The 17,999-nt window shown below is 63.4% G+C and carries 19 protein-coding genes and 1 pseudogene; 6 read left to right on the forward strand and 14 right to left on the reverse strand.

Going from position 1 to position 17,999, the window contains the following annotated elements; translation table 11 throughout:
- Entirely contained in the window at nucleotides 1–90 is a 90-nt protein-coding gene (locus BVH06_RS15380) for a potassium-transporting ATPase subunit F (RefSeq protein WP_070885670.1), read from the reverse strand.
- Between the two features lie 146 nt (nucleotides 91–236).
- Between BVH06_RS15380 and BVH06_RS15385 the strand changes: the two are divergent.
- Nucleotides 237–407: pseudogene (locus tag BVH06_RS15385) on the forward strand (MFS transporter); the annotation flags it as partial.
- Between the two features lie 260 nt (nucleotides 408–667).
- On the opposite strand, the gene BVH06_RS15390 reads toward BVH06_RS15385, so the two are convergent.
- From BVH06_RS15390 to BVH06_RS15400, 3 genes are all read right to left on the reverse strand, one after another.
- Nucleotides 668–2,305 (reverse strand): bifunctional aspartate transaminase/aspartate 4-decarboxylase, encoded by a 1,638-nt coding sequence (locus BVH06_RS15390; RefSeq protein WP_075934630.1) that lies wholly within the window; start codon nucleotides 2,303–2,305, stop codon nucleotides 668–670.
- A gap of 16 nt (nucleotides 2,306–2,321) precedes the next feature.
- Entirely contained in the window at nucleotides 2,322–4,019 is a 1,698-nt protein-coding gene (aspT, locus tag BVH06_RS15395; protein WP_075934631.1) for an aspartate-alanine antiporter, read from the reverse strand.
- 274 nt (nucleotides 4,020–4,293) lie between these two features.
- Entirely contained in the window at nucleotides 4,294–5,196 is a 903-nt protein-coding gene (locus BVH06_RS15400) for a LysR family transcriptional regulator (RefSeq protein WP_075934632.1), read from the reverse strand.
- Between the two features lie 108 nt (nucleotides 5,197–5,304).
- Between BVH06_RS15400 and BVH06_RS15405 the strand changes: the two genes are divergently transcribed.
- Nucleotides 5,305–6,051 (forward strand): sulfite exporter TauE/SafE family protein, encoded by a 747-nt coding sequence (locus tag BVH06_RS15405; RefSeq protein ID WP_075934633.1) that lies wholly within the window; start codon nucleotides 5,305–5,307, stop codon nucleotides 6,049–6,051.
- Nucleotides 6,052–6,056: 5 nt separating this feature from the next.
- Here the strand turns inward: BVH06_RS15405 and BVH06_RS15410 are convergent, their stop codons facing one another.
- Nucleotides 6,057–7,247, reverse strand: coding sequence for an aspartate aminotransferase family protein (locus BVH06_RS15410; protein WP_075934634.1), 1,191 nt, complete (start codon nucleotides 7,245–7,247; stop codon nucleotides 6,057–6,059).
- A 104-nt stretch (nucleotides 7,248–7,351) separates the two neighbouring features.
- On the opposite strand from BVH06_RS15410, the gene BVH06_RS15415 reads away from it, so the two are divergent.
- Nucleotides 7,352–8,275: a LysR family transcriptional regulator gene (locus BVH06_RS15415; protein WP_075930822.1), complete on the forward strand. Its 924-nt coding sequence runs from the start codon at nucleotides 7,352–7,354 to the stop codon at nucleotides 8,273–8,275.
- 268 nt (nucleotides 8,276–8,543) lie between these two features.
- On the opposite strand, the gene aroQ is transcribed toward BVH06_RS15415, so the two are convergent.
- The 6 genes from aroQ to BVH06_RS15445 all read right to left on the reverse strand — a co-directional run bounded on the left by aroQ (nucleotide 8,544) and on the right by BVH06_RS15445 (nucleotide 13,050).
- Entirely contained in the window at nucleotides 8,544–8,996 is a 453-nt protein-coding gene (gene aroQ, locus BVH06_RS15420) for a type II 3-dehydroquinate dehydratase (RefSeq protein WP_218189107.1), read from the reverse strand.
- 206 nt (nucleotides 8,997–9,202) lie between these two features.
- Nucleotides 9,203–10,021 carry a shikimate dehydrogenase gene (gene aroE, locus BVH06_RS15425; RefSeq protein ID WP_075934635.1) on the reverse strand — a complete coding sequence of 273 codons (819 nt, stop codon included), beginning with the start codon at nucleotides 10,019–10,021 and terminating at the stop codon, nucleotides 9,203–9,205.
- Entirely contained in the window at nucleotides 10,018–11,250 is a 1,233-nt protein-coding gene (locus BVH06_RS15430) for a CaiB/BaiF CoA-transferase family protein (protein ID WP_075934636.1), read from the reverse strand. Before BVH06_RS15430 ends, aroE begins: the two co-directional genes overlap by 4 nt.
- Nucleotides 11,247–11,705 (reverse strand): MaoC family dehydratase, encoded by a 459-nt coding sequence (locus BVH06_RS15435; RefSeq protein WP_075934637.1) that lies wholly within the window; start codon nucleotides 11,703–11,705, stop codon nucleotides 11,247–11,249. Before BVH06_RS15435 ends, BVH06_RS15430 begins: the two co-directional genes overlap by 4 nt.
- The gene (locus tag BVH06_RS15440) at nucleotides 11,702–12,103 is read right to left on the reverse strand and encodes a VOC family protein (protein WP_075934638.1); all 402 of its coding nucleotides are present in this window, start codon (nucleotides 12,101–12,103) and stop codon (nucleotides 11,702–11,704) included. Before BVH06_RS15440 ends, BVH06_RS15435 begins: the two co-directional genes overlap by 4 nt.
- Nucleotides 12,100–13,050 carry a ketopantoate reductase family protein gene (locus tag BVH06_RS15445; protein ID WP_075934639.1) on the reverse strand — a complete coding sequence of 317 codons (951 nt, stop codon included), beginning with the start codon at nucleotides 13,048–13,050 and terminating at the stop codon, nucleotides 12,100–12,102. The genes BVH06_RS15440 and BVH06_RS15445 overlap by 4 nt, the downstream gene beginning before the upstream one ends.
- Nucleotides 13,051–13,142: 92 nt before the next feature.
- On the opposite strand from BVH06_RS15445, the gene BVH06_RS15450 reads away from it, so the two are divergent.
- A complete protein-coding gene (locus BVH06_RS15450) occupies nucleotides 13,143–14,057 on the forward strand; it encodes a LysR family transcriptional regulator (RefSeq protein WP_075934640.1) in 915 nt (304 codons plus the stop codon).
- Between the two features lie 25 nt (nucleotides 14,058–14,082).
- Here BVH06_RS15450 and BVH06_RS15455 read toward each other — a convergent pair whose 3' ends face one another.
- Complete coding sequence (locus BVH06_RS15455; protein WP_075930814.1) at nucleotides 14,083–15,108, reverse strand: GlxA family transcriptional regulator; 1,026 nt, start codon at nucleotides 15,106–15,108, stop codon at nucleotides 14,083–14,085.
- 121 nt (nucleotides 15,109–15,229) lie between these two features.
- Between BVH06_RS15455 and BVH06_RS15460 the strand changes: the two genes are divergently transcribed.
- Together BVH06_RS15460 and BVH06_RS15465 are read left to right on the forward strand one after the other, a co-directional pair.
- A complete protein-coding gene (locus BVH06_RS15460) occupies nucleotides 15,230–16,132 on the forward strand; it encodes an NUDIX domain-containing protein (protein WP_075934641.1) in 903 nt (300 codons plus the stop codon).
- Nucleotides 16,133–16,146: 14 nt separating this feature from the next.
- A complete protein-coding gene (locus tag BVH06_RS15465) occupies nucleotides 16,147–16,593 on the forward strand; it encodes a GNAT family N-acetyltransferase (RefSeq protein ID WP_075930812.1) in 447 nt (148 codons plus the stop codon).
- Nucleotides 16,594–16,633: 40 nt separating this feature from the next.
- On the opposite strand, the gene BVH06_RS15470 is transcribed toward BVH06_RS15465, so the two are convergent.
- Both BVH06_RS15470 and BVH06_RS15475 read right to left on the reverse strand, forming a co-directional pair.
- The gene (locus tag BVH06_RS15470) at nucleotides 16,634–16,945 is read right to left on the reverse strand and encodes a hypothetical protein (protein WP_075934642.1); all 312 of its coding nucleotides are present in this window, start codon (nucleotides 16,943–16,945) and stop codon (nucleotides 16,634–16,636) included.
- Between the two features lie 46 nt (nucleotides 16,946–16,991).
- The gene (locus BVH06_RS15475; RefSeq protein WP_075934643.1) at nucleotides 16,992–17,996 is read right to left on the reverse strand and encodes a TerC family protein; all 1,005 of its coding nucleotides are present in this window, start codon (nucleotides 17,994–17,996) and stop codon (nucleotides 16,992–16,994) included.
- Between the last annotated feature and the right edge of the window lie 3 nt (nucleotides 17,997–17,999).

The following is a 17,999-nucleotide window of genomic DNA, read 5'->3' on the forward strand; positions in this document are numbered from 1 at the left end:
TCACTCCCGGCCTGCCTGGAGCAGCGCATGCAGCAGGTAGACGAAGAGGCCGGCAACCAGAAGCAGCGATAGCCCATCGAGAACGTTCATCTTTCACTCCTCGGATACGGGGGATCCCGTGGTGCGAAAAGTCTCGTTGGGATGGCTGTAAATTATCGATTCTGAAAAAACCGCAGGCGCGTAAAAAAACCGTATTTTTCTAGGGCTTGCTACGGACTCGAGAGGCGCCATGGACGGCCGCCAACGGCTCGTTCAAGCTGGCCCTGGTGTTCATCGGCGCCAATGCCTTCGTCGCGGCGTTCAGCTATCTGGTGATCGTCGGCGAGATCAAGCGCTTCGAACTCAAGGGCCTCAAGCCCGAAGACAACGCCGGCGCGAACCTCGCCACTGGCGAAGTGACGCGCTGACGGACACGGTCGCGTGGTGCGGTCGTCAGAATTTTTACATCGTATGGATAGCGTTATGCGCCACGCCGAGCGCCCGATAGCCGGGGATGTGGAGGTTCATCTTCGCGGGTTCGCAGGCGCCCTGGCACCTGGGAGGCAGGCTGGAGGCCGATTGCCAGCGTTTCGACAGCCTGGCCATCGGCACCGAGCAGATCAGTCGGTACGACAAGGCGCCCCCCCGGAGCGAGCCAGCCCCAGACACGGCTGCGGCGCTATTCGCCTCAGGTAGTCTGCGAGCGTTCCTGCGTACCTTTTTCGGCGCCCCTGTAGGTTTCATGATACTGATCGGCCATGGCTCTGAGCGCGCGACCGATACTGGCGTACTGGTATTCGTTGAGGTTGGCGAGTGACACGCGCGCGGCCGGTTGCCGGGTGCCAAAGCCCTTGCCCGGCAACAGCACGATTCCGGTTTCCTTGGCGATTCGGAACAGCAGGTCTCCACTGCTGAATTTGGCTTTCACCCAAGCGGCGAAGTCATCGCCATGGATCTTGCGGGCCAGGTCTTCGAGGTCGAGCAACGTGTAGTACTCGACCGCATTCTGGTCACGCGCCGGGGCAACTCCCAGCTCCCGATACAGCGCGGCCTCACGGCGTCGCACCAGTTTTTTCAACTCGGTCTTGTAGCCATCGCTTTCATCCATCAACGCGAAGAGGGAAAACAGCACCATCTGCACCTGCTGAGGGGTCGACAGACCGGCCGTGTGGTTGAGTGCCACGGTGCGGCTGTCGGCAACGATACGGTCGATGAACTTGAGGCGCTCGACATCGGGCAACAGCGTGCCGTATCGCCGGCTCAGGGAGGCTTTTGTCTCGTCGGGCAACGCCTCCAGTGCCTGGTCGAAAACGCTGTCCTTGTGCGTTGCGATTACCCCCAGGCGCCAGCCGGTCGCGCCGAAGTACTTGGAGAAGGAATAGACCAGCATGGTGTTGCGCGGACAGATGGCGAACAACGAACGAAAATCGTCGGCAAAGGTGCCGTAAACGTCGTCCGTCAGGATGAACAAATCCGGGCGAGACTCGGCGACGATGCGCGCGACGGTTTCCAGGCTGCGCTCGTCCATCTTCACCGACGCCGGATTGCTGGGGTTGATGCAGAAGAAGATCTTGACTTCCGGGTCCTTCAGTTTGTCGAGCTCGGCGTCTGGATACTGCCAGCTGGCATGGGGATCGGCGTCGATGTGCACCTGCTCCAGGCCGAACTCCTCGAGTTCGGGAATCTCGATATAGGGCGTGAAGGCCGGCATGCCGATCGCCACCTTGTCGCCACGCTTGAGCAGGCCGTTTTGCTGAAGCGAGTGGAAAATGTAGGTCATGGCTGCCGTGCCGCCCTCCACGGCGAACAGATCCACGGAGCCGGCGGGAATGAAACCACCGATCATTTCCTTGACGATGTACTCACGCACTATCTGCTCGGAAACCCTTAGCATCCGCGGCGGAACCGGATAGTTGACGCCCAGGATGCCCTCGACCATCTCATGGAGGAACGCCGACGCCGACAGGCCGAGCTGGTCGCGTACGTAGCTGAGGCTTTTGGCAAGGAACAGCACTCCAGGTTGATCACGGTGCTCGGCGGTGTAACGCTCGAAGCGCGCCTCGATGCCATCGATTTGCGGCAGCCCACCCACGCCATGCGGCATGTAGGAATACGACAGCTCCGCTTCGTTGGTGGCGAACAACCCAAGGCGGAAAAAGGCGCGTCGCGGCAGCGTCGCCAGGAAGTTGGGGTTGCCGCGCCCGGCATTGAGCATCAGCCGGTTCTCATTACCCGAGGCCAGCTTTATCAGCTCGTCCTTGAGTTCGAATGGGCTCAATTTGGCGTACTGGGCGTAGTCTTCGTTCTGGGTGGGTTCGTTGCTCATGAGATCCTCTGTGCAGCTATGCGAATGCGACGACCAGTGGCCCGAGCAACGTGAGAAACACGTTGGCCAGGGCGTACGTGACCGCGAAGGGAACCGTCGGTATCGAATTGCCGGCCTTGTCGAGCACTTCACCAAAGGCAGGGTTGGCGCTGCGTGCGCCGCTAAGAGCACCAGCGAAAAGCGCCAGGTTGTCGTAGCGCAGCACATAGCGCCCCACGAGCATGGCGACGATAATGGGGACGATGCACACCACCACTCCAACCAGGAAAATGGAGACGCCTTGCGAGGCGATGGTTTCTACCGCTTGACGCCCCGACTGCAGACCCACCACCGCCACGAACCCGGCCAGCCCCAGATCACGCAGCAGCGTCGAGGCCGCCGTCGGCATGTTGCCTCGGGTCATGTGGCGGCTGCGATACCAGCCGAAGGCCAGCCCGGCGATCAAAGCGCCACCGCCGCTGCCCAGCGTCAGCGGTACCGTACCAAGGCGTATCACCAGCATGCCGATGAGCAGCCCCACAGCCAACCCGAACCCATGGAATACGAAGTCGGTCTTGTCGCTGGGGACGATGACCGAGCCAACCTGCTTGGCCACCCGCTGAATATCATCCGGGGTACCGTAAAGTGTGACCAGATCGCCGGAGGTGATCACGGTGTCGGCCTGCAACGTCAGCGGGCGCCCGCCACGCTTTACCTCGACGACGTAAACGCCATGGCGCAACGACTGGTTAGCCTCCTGGCGGATGTGCGCCACGGTGCGATTGAAGAAGGCTGGGTTGTCGATGCTCAACTCACGCTGGACAACAGTCACATCCATGTCTGAGTAAGACTGCAGCTCGGTGCCCAGCTGTCCGGCTATCGCCACGACTCCAGCGCGTCGCCCTACCACCAGCACCACATCACCCATTTCGAGCCGCGTGTCAGGGGTCACGCCGATCAACGCGCCGCCGCGTTTGATACGCTCGACGGTCAGGGTCGTCTGGCCACTTCCTCGCCGGAGCGCCTCGACCTGCTCCACGGTTTGTCCCGCAGCCTGCTCCACGCGGTAGATGCGGCCTACCAGCGCCGCTATCGCTGGCTGTTCCCCAGGCCCGTACAGGTGGGCGCCCGCCAGTAACTCGGCTTCGGCCTTGACCGCATCGTCGCGGATGGTGCGCTTCATGAACCAGGGCAGCACGTTGACGCACATGATGATCGCGCCGAACGAACCGAAGATGTAGGTCACCGCGTAGCCAACGGCGACGTTGCCCTGAAGTGCCTGAATCTGCTCGAGAGGCAGATCCAGTTTGGCGATGGCCGCACTGGCGGTTCCAATGATCGCCGACTGGGTCATGGAACCGGCCGCGATCCCGGCGGCCAGCCCTTTATCCAGATCCAGGAGTTTGGCAGCGATCACCACCGTTGCCAGGCCGCTAAGCGCCATCAATGCGGCCAGCACGATTTCGCGCAGTGAATGGCGCCCCAGTGAGCGAAAGAACTGCGGCCCGCTCTCGAACCCCACCGCGTAGATAAACAGCGCGAACAGCACCGCCTTGATACCGTTGTCGATGCTCACGCCAACCTGACTGATGACAACGGCAGCAAGCAGCGACCCGGCCACGCCACCCAGTTGAAACTTGCCGAACTGTATGCCGCCAAGCCAATAACCAACGGCCAGGGATAGAAACAGCGCGAGTTCGGGTGACTGGTTCAGAACCTGTTGCAGATATTCCATGGAGCTACCTTTGGTGAGCAATCCATACGCGTTGAAACGTAGGTGCGCAGCAATGCAGGAATATCCGCGTGGCCAGATCCCGGGCGCCACAGCGATACAACATTCGTCACAGCATGCGAAGAGTGGTGAGCGAATCGCTCACTGCACGTTCAGGTGTGAGTGACCGGGCGCGTGACGCAGCGCGTTCATCCCATGAGCTTAATGACTCAAGCACAGCGCTAATAGCCTGTCAAAATCCCTCATCAGCGTCAGACGGTCAGGCTTTGGTGGGGCTTCACCTCGTGGCAGGCACGCTGCCCAAATGGGCGAGCAGACTGCGCATCGGCATCGACAACTCGCTCCAGTCCCTGAAGCACAGGCACAGTTCGCGCTGGGCCCAGGCGTCGTCCAGGGCGATCACTTTGAGGCCATGGCGGCGCCTGTGCAACTGGGCGATACCTAGCGGCAGGATGCCGAGGCCAATGCCATGGGCGACCATCTGGCAAAGCGCCTCGAAGCTGTTCATGCGAATGCGCACATCCAGTGGCCGACCGGCTACCCGCGCGTGCTCGTTGATGTGATCCTGCAACGCACTACCCTGGGCCAGCCCCACGAACGCTTCGCCGAGCACCTCGGCGAACGCCAGGCTGCGGCGGTCGGCCAGCGCGTGATGGGGCGCGGCGACCAGTACCAGATGGTCCCTGGCCACCGGCTGCAGGTGCAGGTGCAGGCCTTCGGCACTGACGGCACTGGACACGATGCCCGCCTCGGCCAGGCCGCTGGCCACGATGCGCACGATATCCACACTGGTGCGCTCCTTGAGTTCGATGCGCAGGCGCGGCCGCTCGGCCAGCCACGGCGCCAGCCGGTTGGGCAGGAACACCGTCAGCGCTGCGGTATTGGCGTACAGGTGCAGAGTGCCTCTGGCGCCGGCTGCGTAGTCCTGCAGCTCACCCTTCAAGGTGTCCTGCTGGCGCAGTATCAGCCGCGCGTGATGGGCTAGCGCCTCGCCGGCCTCGGTGGTGGTCACGCCGCGGGGGCGGCGCTCCAGCAGGGTCACTCCGACGCTACTTTCCATCTTGCGCAAACGTTCGCTGGCAGAGGCCAGCGCGAGGTTCGCCCGCTGCGCGCCCGCGGTAATGCTGCCGGCATCGGCGATGCACAGAAACAGCTGAAGGTCTGCCAGGTCGAGTCGCATAGGGCCTCTCTGCCTCTGGTTTTGCCGAAGGCTGCACTGAGTTTTCCGCATTGTGCCGAGCCCCCCGGGCAGCTTCAATCGCACCGACCACTCAATCGAGCCTTGCCCATGTACGACGCCACGCTCTACCTGCTATTGCTGATCGGTACCTTCCTGGCAGCGGGAATGGTCAAGGGCGTCACCGGCATGGGCTTGCCGACCGTGGCCATGGGGCTGCTGGGCACGCTGATGGCGCCTGCGGCAGCAGCGGCGATCCTGATCGTGCCGTCTTTCGTGACCAACCTCTGGCAGCTGTTCAGCGGCCCTGCACTGGCGCCACTGCTGCGCCGGCTGTGGCCGATGATGCTGTGCATCGTGCTCGGCACGCTGGCCGCTTCGACCTTGCTGGTGGTGGCCGATCCGCTCTGGTCGGGGTTCTGGCTGGGCATCGCGCTGATCGCCTACGCGCTCTACGCACTGCTCGCACCGGCCTTGCGTGTGGCGGCGCAGCTGGAGCGCTGGTTATCGCCAGTGGTGGGCTTGGCAACGGGGGTGGTGACCGGCGCGACCGGCGTATTCGTGATGCCGGCAGTGCCCTACCTCGGTTCGCTGAACCTGAGCCGCGACGAGCTGGTGCAGGCGCTGGGCCTGTCCTTCAGCGTGTCTACCCTGGCGCTCGCCATCGGGCTCTACTGGCACGGCGCCTTTCAGGTCAGCCAGCTCGGCACCTCAGCCGCGACCATCGTCCCGGCGTTGCTCGGCATGTGGCTGGGCCAGCGGCTGCGCGCACGGATCAGCCCCGTGCACTTTCGGCAGTGCTTCATGGCGTTCCTGATCCTGCTTGGCGTCGAGCTGGCCGCGCGGCCGTTGTTCTGAGGCGCTCATTCGCGAGCGTCTTCAGCGCCATTCAGGGTGTCGGCGATGCCCTGCACGATCGCCTCGATATCTGCAGTGCCGACGATCAAGGGTGGCAAAAGCCGGATGGTCTGGCCTCGTGTCACGTTGATCAGCAAGCCGTGATTACGAGCGGCCAGCGCCACCAGGTCGGGGATCGGCTTGCGTAGCTCGATGCCGATCATCAGGCCCAGGCCCCGCACGGCCACCACCGCCGGATGCCCGCTCAGCACCTCGCGCAGCCGTTCGAGCAAGTGCAGCCCCTGTTCACGCGCGTTCTCTACCAAACCTTGCTGCTCGATGATGTCCACCACGGTACAGGCTGCGCGACAGGCCAGCGGGTTGCCACCAAAGGTGCTGCCATGGCTGCCGGGCGTGAACAGGTCGGCAACGCTGGCTTTTGCCAGGCAGGCACCGATGGGCACGCCATTGCCCAGACCTTTTGCCAGGGTGATGACGTCGGGCACGATGCCTTCATGCTGAAAGGCGAACCATTGCCCGGTGCGGCCCATGCCGGTCTGGATTTCATCGAGCATCAGCAACCAGTTGCGCCGCGTGCAATGCTCGCGCAGCGCTTTCAGGTACCCCGATGGCGCCACCTGCACGCCGCTCTCGCCCTGTACCGGTTCGACCAGTACGGCTGCGATGCGATGGCCATGCTGTGCACAGATGCGCTCGAAAGCAGGCAGGTCGCCGAATGGCGCCTTGACGAAATCTCCCGGCAAGGCGCCGTACGCCAACCGCACGGCAGGGCCATCGCTGGCAGCCAAGGTCCCCAGCGTGCGCCCGTGGAAGGCGTTTTCCATCACCACCACAAGCGGCTGTTCGATACCTTTGCGCCAGCCATGCAAGCGCGCCAGCTTGAGGGCCGTCTCATTGGCTTCCGCCCCGGAGTTGTTGAAAAACGTCCGGTCCAGGCCGCACAGGCGAGTGAGCTTTTGCGCCAACCGGTGCTGCCAATCGATGCTGTACAGATTGGAGGTATGCAGCAGCAGGCCCGCTTGCTCACTGATGGCGGCGACCAGCAAGGGATGGGAGTGGCCGACGTTGGTCACCGCAACGCCAGCCACTGCGTCCAGATACTCTCGCCCGGCCTGATCCCAGAGTCGCGCGCCCAGGCCACGGACAAAACTCAGCGCCAGGGGCTTGTAGGTGGACATCAGGCAGTCGGTGGTCATGACGTAACGCTCCAGAGGTCATCAGGTGGTTTTTGCAGTATCGTTAGCCACCCAAACTGGATAAACACCGTAATCCTTCAATCATCTTCAACCAGGGCTTGATAATGGACTTGTTCCAGGCAATGTCGGTGTACGTGAAGGTCGTGGAAACCGGCAGCATGACCGCCGCTGCTCAGGCATGCTCGATCTCCACCACCATGGTCGGCAACCACCTGCGGGCTCTGGAGCAGCGTCTGGGCATGAGCCTGCTCAAGCGCACCACCCGCCGTCAGCGCCTGACGGAGTTCGGTACGGCCTATTACGAGCGCTGCCTGGAAGTGCTGGGGCTGGTGGCCGCCTCCGAACGCCTGGCCGAACAGGCCCAGGACGAGCCCGCAGGCACCTTGCGCATCACTGCGCCGCTGACTTTCGGCTCGGAAGTGTTGGCCCCCGCGCTGTGCGAATTCTCGCAGCAGTTTCCCAAGATCAAGCTGGACCTGGTGCTCAGCAACCTGCGGGTGGACCTGCTCGACAGCGGCTTCGACGCCGCTATCCGCATGGGCAACATGCAGGACAACGCCCGCCTGATCGCACGCCCCCTGCAGGACTACACCATGACCCTCTGCGCCTCGCCGGAGTACCTGAAGCGCCGTGGCGTACCCCTGAGGCCGCAAGACCTGCAAGCGCACAATTGCCTGACCTTCGCCTACCCCGCCGGCGACGACTGGAGTGGCGTGGACAAACACTGGCGGCTGATGGGGCCGGACGGTGAAACCACCGTGGAGATAAGCGGCACCATGGTGATGAACAGCTCGGCAGCGCTGTACAGAAGCGCCACGGTAGGCGGCGGCATCGTCATGCTGCCCGATGCCTATGCCGAACAGGATCTGCGTGAAGGCCGGCTGGTAGCGCTGCTACCCGACCACCAATTGCCTAGCAGACCGATGCACCTGATCTACTCGCCTGATCGCTATCAGCTGCCCAAGTTGCGCAGCTTCGTCGATTTTGCGCTGGCGCGCTGGGGCCAGCAGATACCGTCGACGCAATGAAGCATCGCCGCTCGTCCCTGAGAACCTGTTCATAATCGTTCACGATTTTGGCAGCTAAGTGGCGGGAGCGGCCGTTATCCGATCCATTGTGGGAGCCGCGACCTCGCGGCGAATGAGTCAGGCACCGCCGATAGGCAGTCAGGCTGCAATCGTTTCGCCCCGAGGTCGGGGCTCCCACAAGTTGGGTTGAGTGGCCGCTTCTGCCTTGTAGCAGCCTCTTTAATGTCGCCTAAAAAGATCGTGAACAGGTTCTGAGCGGCCAGTTCGCTCAAGCCTGTTCGCCGCGTGCTGCCGTCACCGCGGTGCGTAAGCCCAGCAGGTAGCTGTCCACGCCAAAGCCGCTGATCTGCCCGCGCACCACTTCGGCGAACACCGAGTGGTGGCGGAAGGCCTCACGGGCGTGAATGTTGGACATGTGGATTTCCACCACCGGCACGGTGAGGATCGCCAACGCGTCGCGGATGCCATAGCTGTAGTGGGTCCAGGCGCCGGCGTTGATCAGCACGGCGTCCGTGCCCTCCAGGAAGGCCTGGTGGATACGCTCGCACATGGCGCCTTCGTAGTTGCTCTGGAAGCTCTCGATTTGCACACCGAGGGTTGCGGCCAGCTCGCCCAGGCGTGCATCGATTTCGGCCAGGGTGATGGTGCCGTACTGCAGCGGATCGCGCTTGCCGAACATGTTGTGGTTGATGCCATGCAGCATGAGTACGTTCATCGTCAGTTCCTTTAGAGCCTGTTCAAAGTATCGCGAGCTAGAGCAATGCAAGGCCTAGGCGGCCCCGCAAAAACAGGCGAGGACCGGTCGCAGTCGCGCCCGACTTTACGAGCTGTAAATGAGCAGTCTGACGGGAACGCCTAGTTTGGGCTGGCAATCCAGCCTGTTTTTAACGCCGCACTGCCGACGCGCAGCAGACTTCGAACAGGTTTCTATACCAGTGGCACGGTGAGTCGTTGGATTACCGGCCCGGTTTCAGGGCGCACGCCGCGCCACCACTCGAAGGCTTCGGCCGCCTGCTCGACGAGCATGCCGACGCCATCCGCCAGCGTGCTTACGCCGGCCTTTTTGGCCACCTGCAGAAACGGCGTCAGCCCCTTGCCGTAGGCCAGCTCATAGGCCAGTGCCGCGTTGGCGAACACCGATTCCGGCACGGGCGGCAGCTCGCCGGTGAGGCTGGCCGAAGTGGCATTGATGACCAGGTCGAACGACTCCCCGGCCAGCTCGTCGTAGGTGCTCAGCTGTAGGCGCGGGTCACTGACTTCTCTCTCCAGCACCCGTGCCTTGGCCATGTCACGGTTGGCCAGCACCAGGCGCGCCGGGCCAGCCGCCAGGAATGGCAGCAGGGCACCGCGCACCGCGCCGCCGGCACCGAGCAACAACACACGGCGCCCAGCCAGCGGCTGGCCAAGGTTGTGCTCGATATCGCGCAACAGGCCGACGCCATCGAAGTTCTCGGCCAGCAGCGCATCGCCCTCGAACTTGAAGGCGTTGGCGGCCCGCGCCAGACGCGCCCGCTCGCTGGGCTGGGTGGCCAGCTCGAAGGCCTGTAGCTTGAACGGCGCAGTGATGTTCATGCCGCGCCCGCCCCGGGCCTGAAAACGCGCCACGTCAGCGGCGAAGTCGGTGGTCGAACCTTCGATGGCGGTGTACTCGATCCGCTGCCCGCAACTCTCCGCGAACAGCCCGTGAATCAGTGGGGACTTGGTGTGACCGATGGGGTTACCGATCACGGCGTATTGGTCTGTCATGCTTTTGCTCCATGGCTGTACAGCACGCCTTCTGCCTGTAGCTGGGCGATTTCATCGAGGCTGAGGCCCAGTTGCGCGGCGACCTCGGCGTTGTGCTCGCCCAGGTCCGGCGCGACGCGGGTGACCGTGGTGTCGCAGTCGGAAAAACGGAACGGCAGGTTCGGCAACTTCAGGGTGCCGTAGCGTGGATGCTGCTGCTCGATGAGCATGCCGCGGGCCTGGATCTGCGGGTCGTTGACCACTTCGTCGATGCGCTGCACCTTGGCGCTCGGCACGTCCACCTCATCGAGCAGCGACAGCAGACGGGCCACCGGATTGGCGCCCACCCAGCGACGCACGACGGCGAGGATTTCCTCTCGGTACTCGTTGCGCCCATTGAGCGTGTGGAAGCGCGTGTCGCTGCTGAACCCGGCAACACCGGCATCGGCCTCGACCAAGGCGGCGAAACGCTTCCATGAATCGTCGACCTGGGCGGCGATCACCAGATCGCCATCGGCGGCGCGGAATACCCCGTAGAGCGTCGAGGTCGGCATGTCATGGCCGGTTTGCTGGGGCAGGATTTCCCCGCCGGACAGGGTGTAGCACTGCACTGCATACTCGTGCATCGACACCAGGGTGTCGTACAGCGCCATGTCGATGTGCTGGCCCTTGCCGCTGTTCACACGCCCCAGCAGGGCGGCGTTGATGGCCGCCACGGCGTGGATGCCGGTGTACATGTCGCCCAGGGAAATGCGCAGCAGCGGCGGCGCTTCACCCGGCGTGCCGACCATCTGCATGATGCCGCTCTTGGCCTCGGCGATCAGCCCGAAGCCGGCGCGGTGGGCATCCGGGCCGGTGTGGCCGTAGGCGGAAATCGAGCAATACACCAGCTTCGGGTTACGCTCGGAGAGCTCCTTGTAACCCAGGCCGAGTTTGTCCAGCGCGCCGGGACGGTAATTCTCGATGAACACGTCGGCGCTGTCGCAGAGCTTGTGCATGAAGGCTTTGCCACGCGGGTCCTTCATGTTCACGCTGACGCCCTGCTTGCCCATGTTGAGCTGCAGGAAGTAGCCGCTCTGCTGGTCGTCGAGGATGAAGGCGTGTTGCCGGCCAGCGTCGCCGCTGCCAGGCCGCTCGACCTTGATCACTTCGGCGCCCAGTGCCGCCAGGCAACGCCCGACATAAGGGCCGGCGAGAAAATGGCTGTAATCGATGACGCGGATGCCTTTGAGCGGCAGTGGCTGACTCATACGCTGGCCTCCCGGCGCGGCACCATCAGGCGGTGTTCACCGCGCTGCACCACCTCGCCTTTCTGGTTGATCAATTCCGACGGCAGCACCACGATGCCCCAGCCCGGCTTGCTCTTGCTGGCACGCATGGAGCCGACGCGCATCTTTACGTGCAGCACGTCGCCGACGCGGATAGGCAGCAGGAAATCCCAGGTCCAGCCCAGTGACATGCCGGGCAGGAAGCGGTAATCGCACTGGGTCTTCAGGCCATCGGCGATGGAGAGGCCCATCAGGCCGTGAGCGACCAGGCCACCGAAATGGCTGGCCTTGGCGTATTCCTCATCAACGTGCACCGGTGTGTGGTCGCCGGTCAGGTCGGCGTACGCCAGGATGCGTTCCTTGGTCACCGTGTAGCTGGGGGTGATGGCTTCGTCGCCCTCTTGGGCATCTTCCCAGTATTTTTCGACGACGCTCATGCCGACACCTCCACACGCGCATTCACCGCCAGGGCTTCGGCCACCGCACTGGCCGGCGAGGCCTGGATGAACTCCACCGCCAGGCCATCGGGCAGGCGCAGCCAGTTGCGGCCCTGGGGCATCTCGGTCACACCCTCGAAACGCCGGGCAGCGGCCAGCGCCGCTTCCATGTCTTCGCACATCATGCCCAGGTGGCCCATGCGTCCTTCCGGACCGGCGAAGCCGGGCTGGCTGATGAACTGCATGCCGCCGAGGGTCCAGTATTGGGTTGGCTCTTCGAGGGTGCCGTGCACTTCGCGCATGGTCATGCCGAACACGTCGTGGAAAAACTCGATGTACCAATGGATATCACTGACCCAGAAGGCCACGTGCTCCAGATAGGCTTTGGGAATACTCATCGCTTGGTTTCCTCTTTTTGTTGGTCGGCCATGGCCCGCTCGATGCCCTTCACGCACGCCACCAGCGTGGCGTTGACGGGCGTGGCGATGCCGTAGCGCTGGCCGAGCCGCACCACGGCGCCGTTGATGAAATCGATTTCGGTGATCGAGCCCTTCTCCAGGCTCTGCAGCATGGACGTCTTGAACGAGGCCGGTAGCCCTTCGCTCGCCAGGTTCCAGGCCTGCTCGGGCTTGGTGAGGCTTAGGGTCACGCCCGCCGCCCGCGCCACGCCGATGGCTTCGGCCACTGCGGCCAGGGCGGTTTCGCGCAGCAGCGGCTCGCTGTAGAGCTGGCCGTAGGTGAGCATGGTGATGCCCGTCAGCGCGCCAGTGGAGACGTTGACCAAGAGCTTGTCCCACATGGTGCCGAGAATGTTTTCGCTGACCGTGGTATCCAGGCCGGCACCGCGGAACACCTCGGCAATATGGCTGACCCGCGCGCTGACCCGGCCATCGAGTTCGCCGATGAACGTCTGCTTGCCCGCCACGCCACAGCGGATACGGCCCGGTGCCAGCAACACGCCGCCCACATAAGTTTTGCCGGCAATGACTTTGTCACGGCCGAACGCCTCGGCGAGCAAGTCTTCGTGACCCAGGCCATTCTGCAGCGACAGCACCACGGTCTGCGGCCCGATCAGCGCGGTGGCGTCAGCGATAGCGCGGGCGGTGGCGAACGACTTGACCAGCACGATCAGCAAATCGACAGGGCCGACCTCTCTGGCACGCGAGGTGGCATTGATGCGCACGCTGCGCTCGATGTCGTCTTCGATCACCGTCAGGCCGCCGTGCCTGATGGCATCGATGTGCGCGCCGGCACGGTTGAGCAGCCAGGTTTCATGGCCCGCCTCGCTAAGCGCGGCGCCAAAGGTGCTGCCCAGCGCACCGGATCCGAGGATGCAGATTTTCAAGATGAGGCGCTCCTGCTTTTTTCCTCACCTTAACCACGCCCCCATTGTTGAGCTATACAATGGAATCAATAGCGCTATCAGAAAAATAAATAATGACCGCCATCGACGCCCTGCCCGAACCCAAACTGCTGCACCTGTTCGACGTGCTGTACGACACCCGCAGCGTGACCCGTACCGCCGAACAGCTGGGCCAGAGCCAGCCGACCATCAGCCTGTGGTTGGGCAAACTACGCGAGCAGCTGGGCGATCCGCTGTTCGTGCGCACGCCCACCGGCATGGCGCCCACGCCCCAGGCCGATGCGCTGATCACGCCGTGCCGCGAAGTGCTCGAATCACTGCGCCGGCTGGCGGCCTGGGAGATCGGCTTCGATCCGGCCAGCGCCCAACGGCGCTTTCGCCTGTGCCTGAGCGACGCCAGCCATATCACCCTGCTGCCGAAGATTCTCGAACACCTGCGCAGGCAGGCGCCCGGCATCCGCCTGGAGGTGGCGCGTATCGACGGCAATACCGAACGCGCCCTGGAAACCGGCGAGGCCGACCTGGCAGTCGGCTTCGTACCCTGGCTGGGCGGCGGTATCTATCAGCAGGTGCTGTTTTCGCAAGACTGGATCTGCCTGGCCAGCCCGTCCCATCCGCGCCTCAAGTCAGCACTGAGCATCAAGAAATACGTGGCCGAGGGCCATGTGTTCGTCAGCGCCGGCACGGGCCAGAAGCTGCTGGAGGCCGCCCTGGCACGTAACGCCATCGAGCGGCAGATCGTGCTGGAGCTACCGGGGTTCCTCGGATTGGGCGCCGTAATCGGCAGCACCGACCTGATCGCCACGCTGCCGCGCCACATCGGCGAAACGCTCGCCGCCGCCCATGGCCTGAAAGTTCACGCCTGCCCGTTGCCCATCGACACCTTTCTGGTCAAGCAGCATTGGCACGCCCGTTACCACCACGACCCCGGCAGCCGCTGGCTGCGCACGACCATCTCGATGTTGTTTCAGGGAACCGAGCCCAGGTGATTCCCGCAAACGCCGTCGACACGCCCTAGCGCGTCGACTTCACGTTGCCATGGCGGATTTCCCTGGACGGTGAGTTGCCGAAATAGGCCGTGTAGCACTTGCTGAAATGGCTCGGCGAGACGAAGCCGCATGCCACGCTGACGTCCAGCACCGGCAAGTCCGAGTGCTGCAGCAGGCGGCGCCCTTCGGTGATGCGCAGCTCCAGGTAATAGCGCGCCGGCGTGGTGCCGAGCTGCTGCTGGAAAAGCCGTTCGATCTGCCGCCGCGAGCGTCCCGAATAGGTAGCTAGCTGATCGGTGCTCAGGGGCTCTTCGATATTGGCGCTCATCAGGTTGATCACCGTGCGCAGCGGCTCGCTCATCTTCGCGTGCAGGGTCGGTTTGACCCGTTTGTAACGCGACTCCTCGAACGCCAGGATGCCGACGATGCCCTCGACCAGATCGTTGCCATGCAACGCGCCTATCCACTCCAGAATCATGTGGAACGCCCCGGTCGGGCTGGCCGCGGTCAGCCGGTCGCGGTCGACCACGAAACTCTCCGCGGTCACCTGGCTGTGCCGGGCGATCTCCGCCAGTGCCGCGCGGTGCTCGGGGTGGATCGCGCAGCGGTAGCCATCGAGCAATCCGGCCTGGCCAATGAACCAGGCGCCGCTCCACAAACCGGCCAGCGCCACCTGCTTGTCGGCAGCCGTCCGTAGCAGTTGCCTGAGAGAGGGAATGGGCCGCAGCGGCGTGCGCAGGCCGGCGCAGATCACCAGCAGATCCAGCTCGGCGAGTTCCTGGCCGTTCAGCTCGGCGTCCGGGCAGATGACGATGCCCAGGTCACTGGTCACCGCCTGGCCGTCGAGGCTGAAGGTGCGCGTAGCGAACAACCCTCGGTCGATCAGGTTGGCGGTGACCAGCACGTCCAGCGCCTGGGTGAAGGCCGGCAGGGAGAAGTGCTCCTGCAGAAGAAAGCCCACGCGGGTCTGCCGGGAGGCATCTTTCTTCGCCGCCACGAAGCGCAGGTTCTGCCCCTGCAGCGTCTCGCTGAAACTGCGTCTGTCCGCCATTGTGCGCCCTGCCTGCAAGCTCGATCACGTGCAGCCGATTGTGGCAGCTGGCGCGGCACTTGGGGTGGTCATTTGATTGTGAAACACTGCAGCGCTCTGATGGCCCGCGAGGACACTGCCGGTGAGCAGCCCCAACGTTCGCATCCTCAAGCAGCATCTGCTTTCGGACAATTGGTACGTACTGAAGAAGATCGACTTCGAGCTGCAGCGCCGCGACGGCAGCTGGCAGCCGCAAACCCGCGAGGTGTACGACCGCGGCAATGGTGCCACCATCGGCCTGTACAACCGGGCCCGGCGCACCGTGATCCTGACTCGCCAATTTCGTATCCCGGCGTTCGTCAACGAGCACCACGGCTACCTGATCGAAGCGGCCGCCGGGCTGCTGGACAACGCCAGCCCGGAAGAGCGCATTCGCCTGGAGGCCGAGGAAGAAACCGGCTACCGGGTCAGGTCGGTGCGCAAGATCTTCGACGCGTTCATGAGCCCAGGCTCGGTGACCGAGCGCGTGCACTTCTTCGTCGGCGAGTATCAACCCGAGGACCGCATCAATGATGGCGGCGGCCTGGCCGAGGAAGGCGAGGATATCGAGGTGCTGGAGCTGCCCTTCGCCGAGGCCCTGGCGATGGTCGACGACGGCCGCATCATGGACGGCAAGACCATCATTCTGCTGCAGTACCTGAAGAAGCTGATACCCGTTTCGCCGTTGATGATTCTGCTGACCGGCGCCGATGAGCAAGCACGGGCCTGCGCAGCGAGTCTGTTGCTGGCGGGCCATATACCGGTTCCCGCCATATGGCCCGGTCAGATGTCACAGGCAGCCGCTGCGCACGATGCCGATGAATATACCCGGCTGCTCGTGAAACGCTGCGACGCGGTACTGTGCACAGGCGCCATTTCGCCGCACACGAGCCGGCTCGTCGAACTGGCGCAGCAATACGACGTGGCCGTGTACCGCGACGTGAGCGAGATTCCGGCGACAGTGACGCACCACCCCGATGCCCGCCCCAGCGCATCGATCATCTAGAAAGGATTTCTACCATGGCAACGACCATTCGACAGGCCACCGTGGCCGACATCGACACCCTGTTCGATATCCGTACCAGCGTCACCGACAACCACCTCTCGCGCCAGCAGCTCGACGAGCTGGGTGTCACGGCAGACGCGTTGCGCCAGGCGATAGAAGAATCGCCGTGCGCGTGGGTGGCGGAGCTGGACGGTGTGCCTGCGGGCTTCGCCATGGTCGATATGGACGGTGGTGAGCTGTTCGCGCTGTTCGTGCGCCCGCAGCATGAGGGCAAGGGGCTCGGCACGCGGTTGCTGGAGGCCGCCGAACAGGCGTTGTTCGCCCGGCATTCGCTGATTCACCTGGTGACGGACGGTGACGAGGCGATTCGCGCCAACGGCTTTTACAGTCGCCAGGGTTGGTTGCAGGTTGGTGAGGTGGACGAGCGGGATGTGCGCTATGAAAAGCGCCGTGATCGATAAGGGCCGTGGGGCCTCCCTTCCCCGTTGAACAAAGCGCCGATCAGGTCTCTACACTTTCGTTGGGGAAGGTGCGTGGCTTTTCCTGCTCAGGCTGTTCCTGCTGCTGCGGCTTTTCCTCGGTGCCTTCCTTCTCTGGTTTGCCGAGCATTTCGTTGGTGGATTTCTGCACCTCGTCGATCTGTTCGTTGAAGGCATTGATCGTATCGCTGACCGCTTCGCGGGCAATTTCCTGCACGGCCTGCTCGGCCTTTTCGGTGAATTTCTGCGCCGATTCCTCGGCCATGTCGCAACCGGCCAGGGTCAGGCCGATCAAGGCGGTCAACACCAGTGCGCAAAGCGGTGATGGGTTCATGATGTATCTCCAGTGAAAAGCCCCGGCGTCGCCGGGGCGTCTGACGTCAGTGCGGGGTCTTTTCGGCGTCGACGGCCGGCGGGTCGTTGCGGGTTTTCCACATCGACAGCAGCACGCCACCGATCAGCAGGCCCAGGGTCACACTCAGGGAGATCACCGGCGGGGTCTTGCCGATGATGCCGACCAGGAAGATCTTGCCGCCGATGAACACCAGCACCAGGGCCAAGGCGTACTTGAGGTAGGCGAAGCGATGGATCATCGCGGCCAGGGCGAAGTACAGGGCGCGCAGGCCGAGGATCGCGAAGATGTTCGAGGTATAGACGATGAACGGGTCCTGGGTGATGGCGAAGATCGCCGGCACACTGTCGATGGCGAACACCAGGTCGGCACACTCGATCAGCACCAGCGCCAGGAACAGCGGCGTGGCCCAGCGCACCATGTTGCCTTTTTCATCCGGCTGACGAACGAAGAAGCGACCTTCGTGCAGGCGGTCGGTAACCCGCATGTGTCGACGGACGAACTTGATCAGCTTGTTTTCGGACAGGTCCGGGTGGTCGTCGACCTTGCTGAACAGCATCTTCACGCCGGTCAGCAGCAGGAAGGCGCCAAACACGTAGAGGATCCAGCTGAACTGCGCGATCAGGGCAGCACCCAGGCCGATCATCAGGGCACGCAGCACGATGACGCCGAGGATGCCCCAGAACAGCACCTCGTGCTGGTACTTACGCGGGATGGCCAGGAAGCTGAAGATCATCGCCATCAGGAACACGTTGTCCATGGACAGCGACTTCTCGATCAGAAACCCGGTATAGAAATCCATACCGGAGGCGGCGCCTTTCATGTGCCAGACCCACAGGCCGAACAGCAGGCCTGCAGTGATGTAGCCGCCGGACAGCAGCAGGCTTTCCTTGACGCCGATTTCGCGATGCTCGCGGTGAAGCACCCCGAGGTCGAAGACCAGCAGACTGACAACGATGGTGATGAAGATCAGCCAAAACCAGGCTGGCGTGCCGAGGAAGTCGGCGGTGAGGAACGGTACTAGGGTGCTCATGAG

Origin of the sequence: Pseudomonas sp. PA27(2017), assembly GCF_001945445.1 — a bacterium.
Classification (GTDB): Bacteria; Pseudomonadota; Gammaproteobacteria; order Pseudomonadales; family Pseudomonadaceae; genus Aquipseudomonas.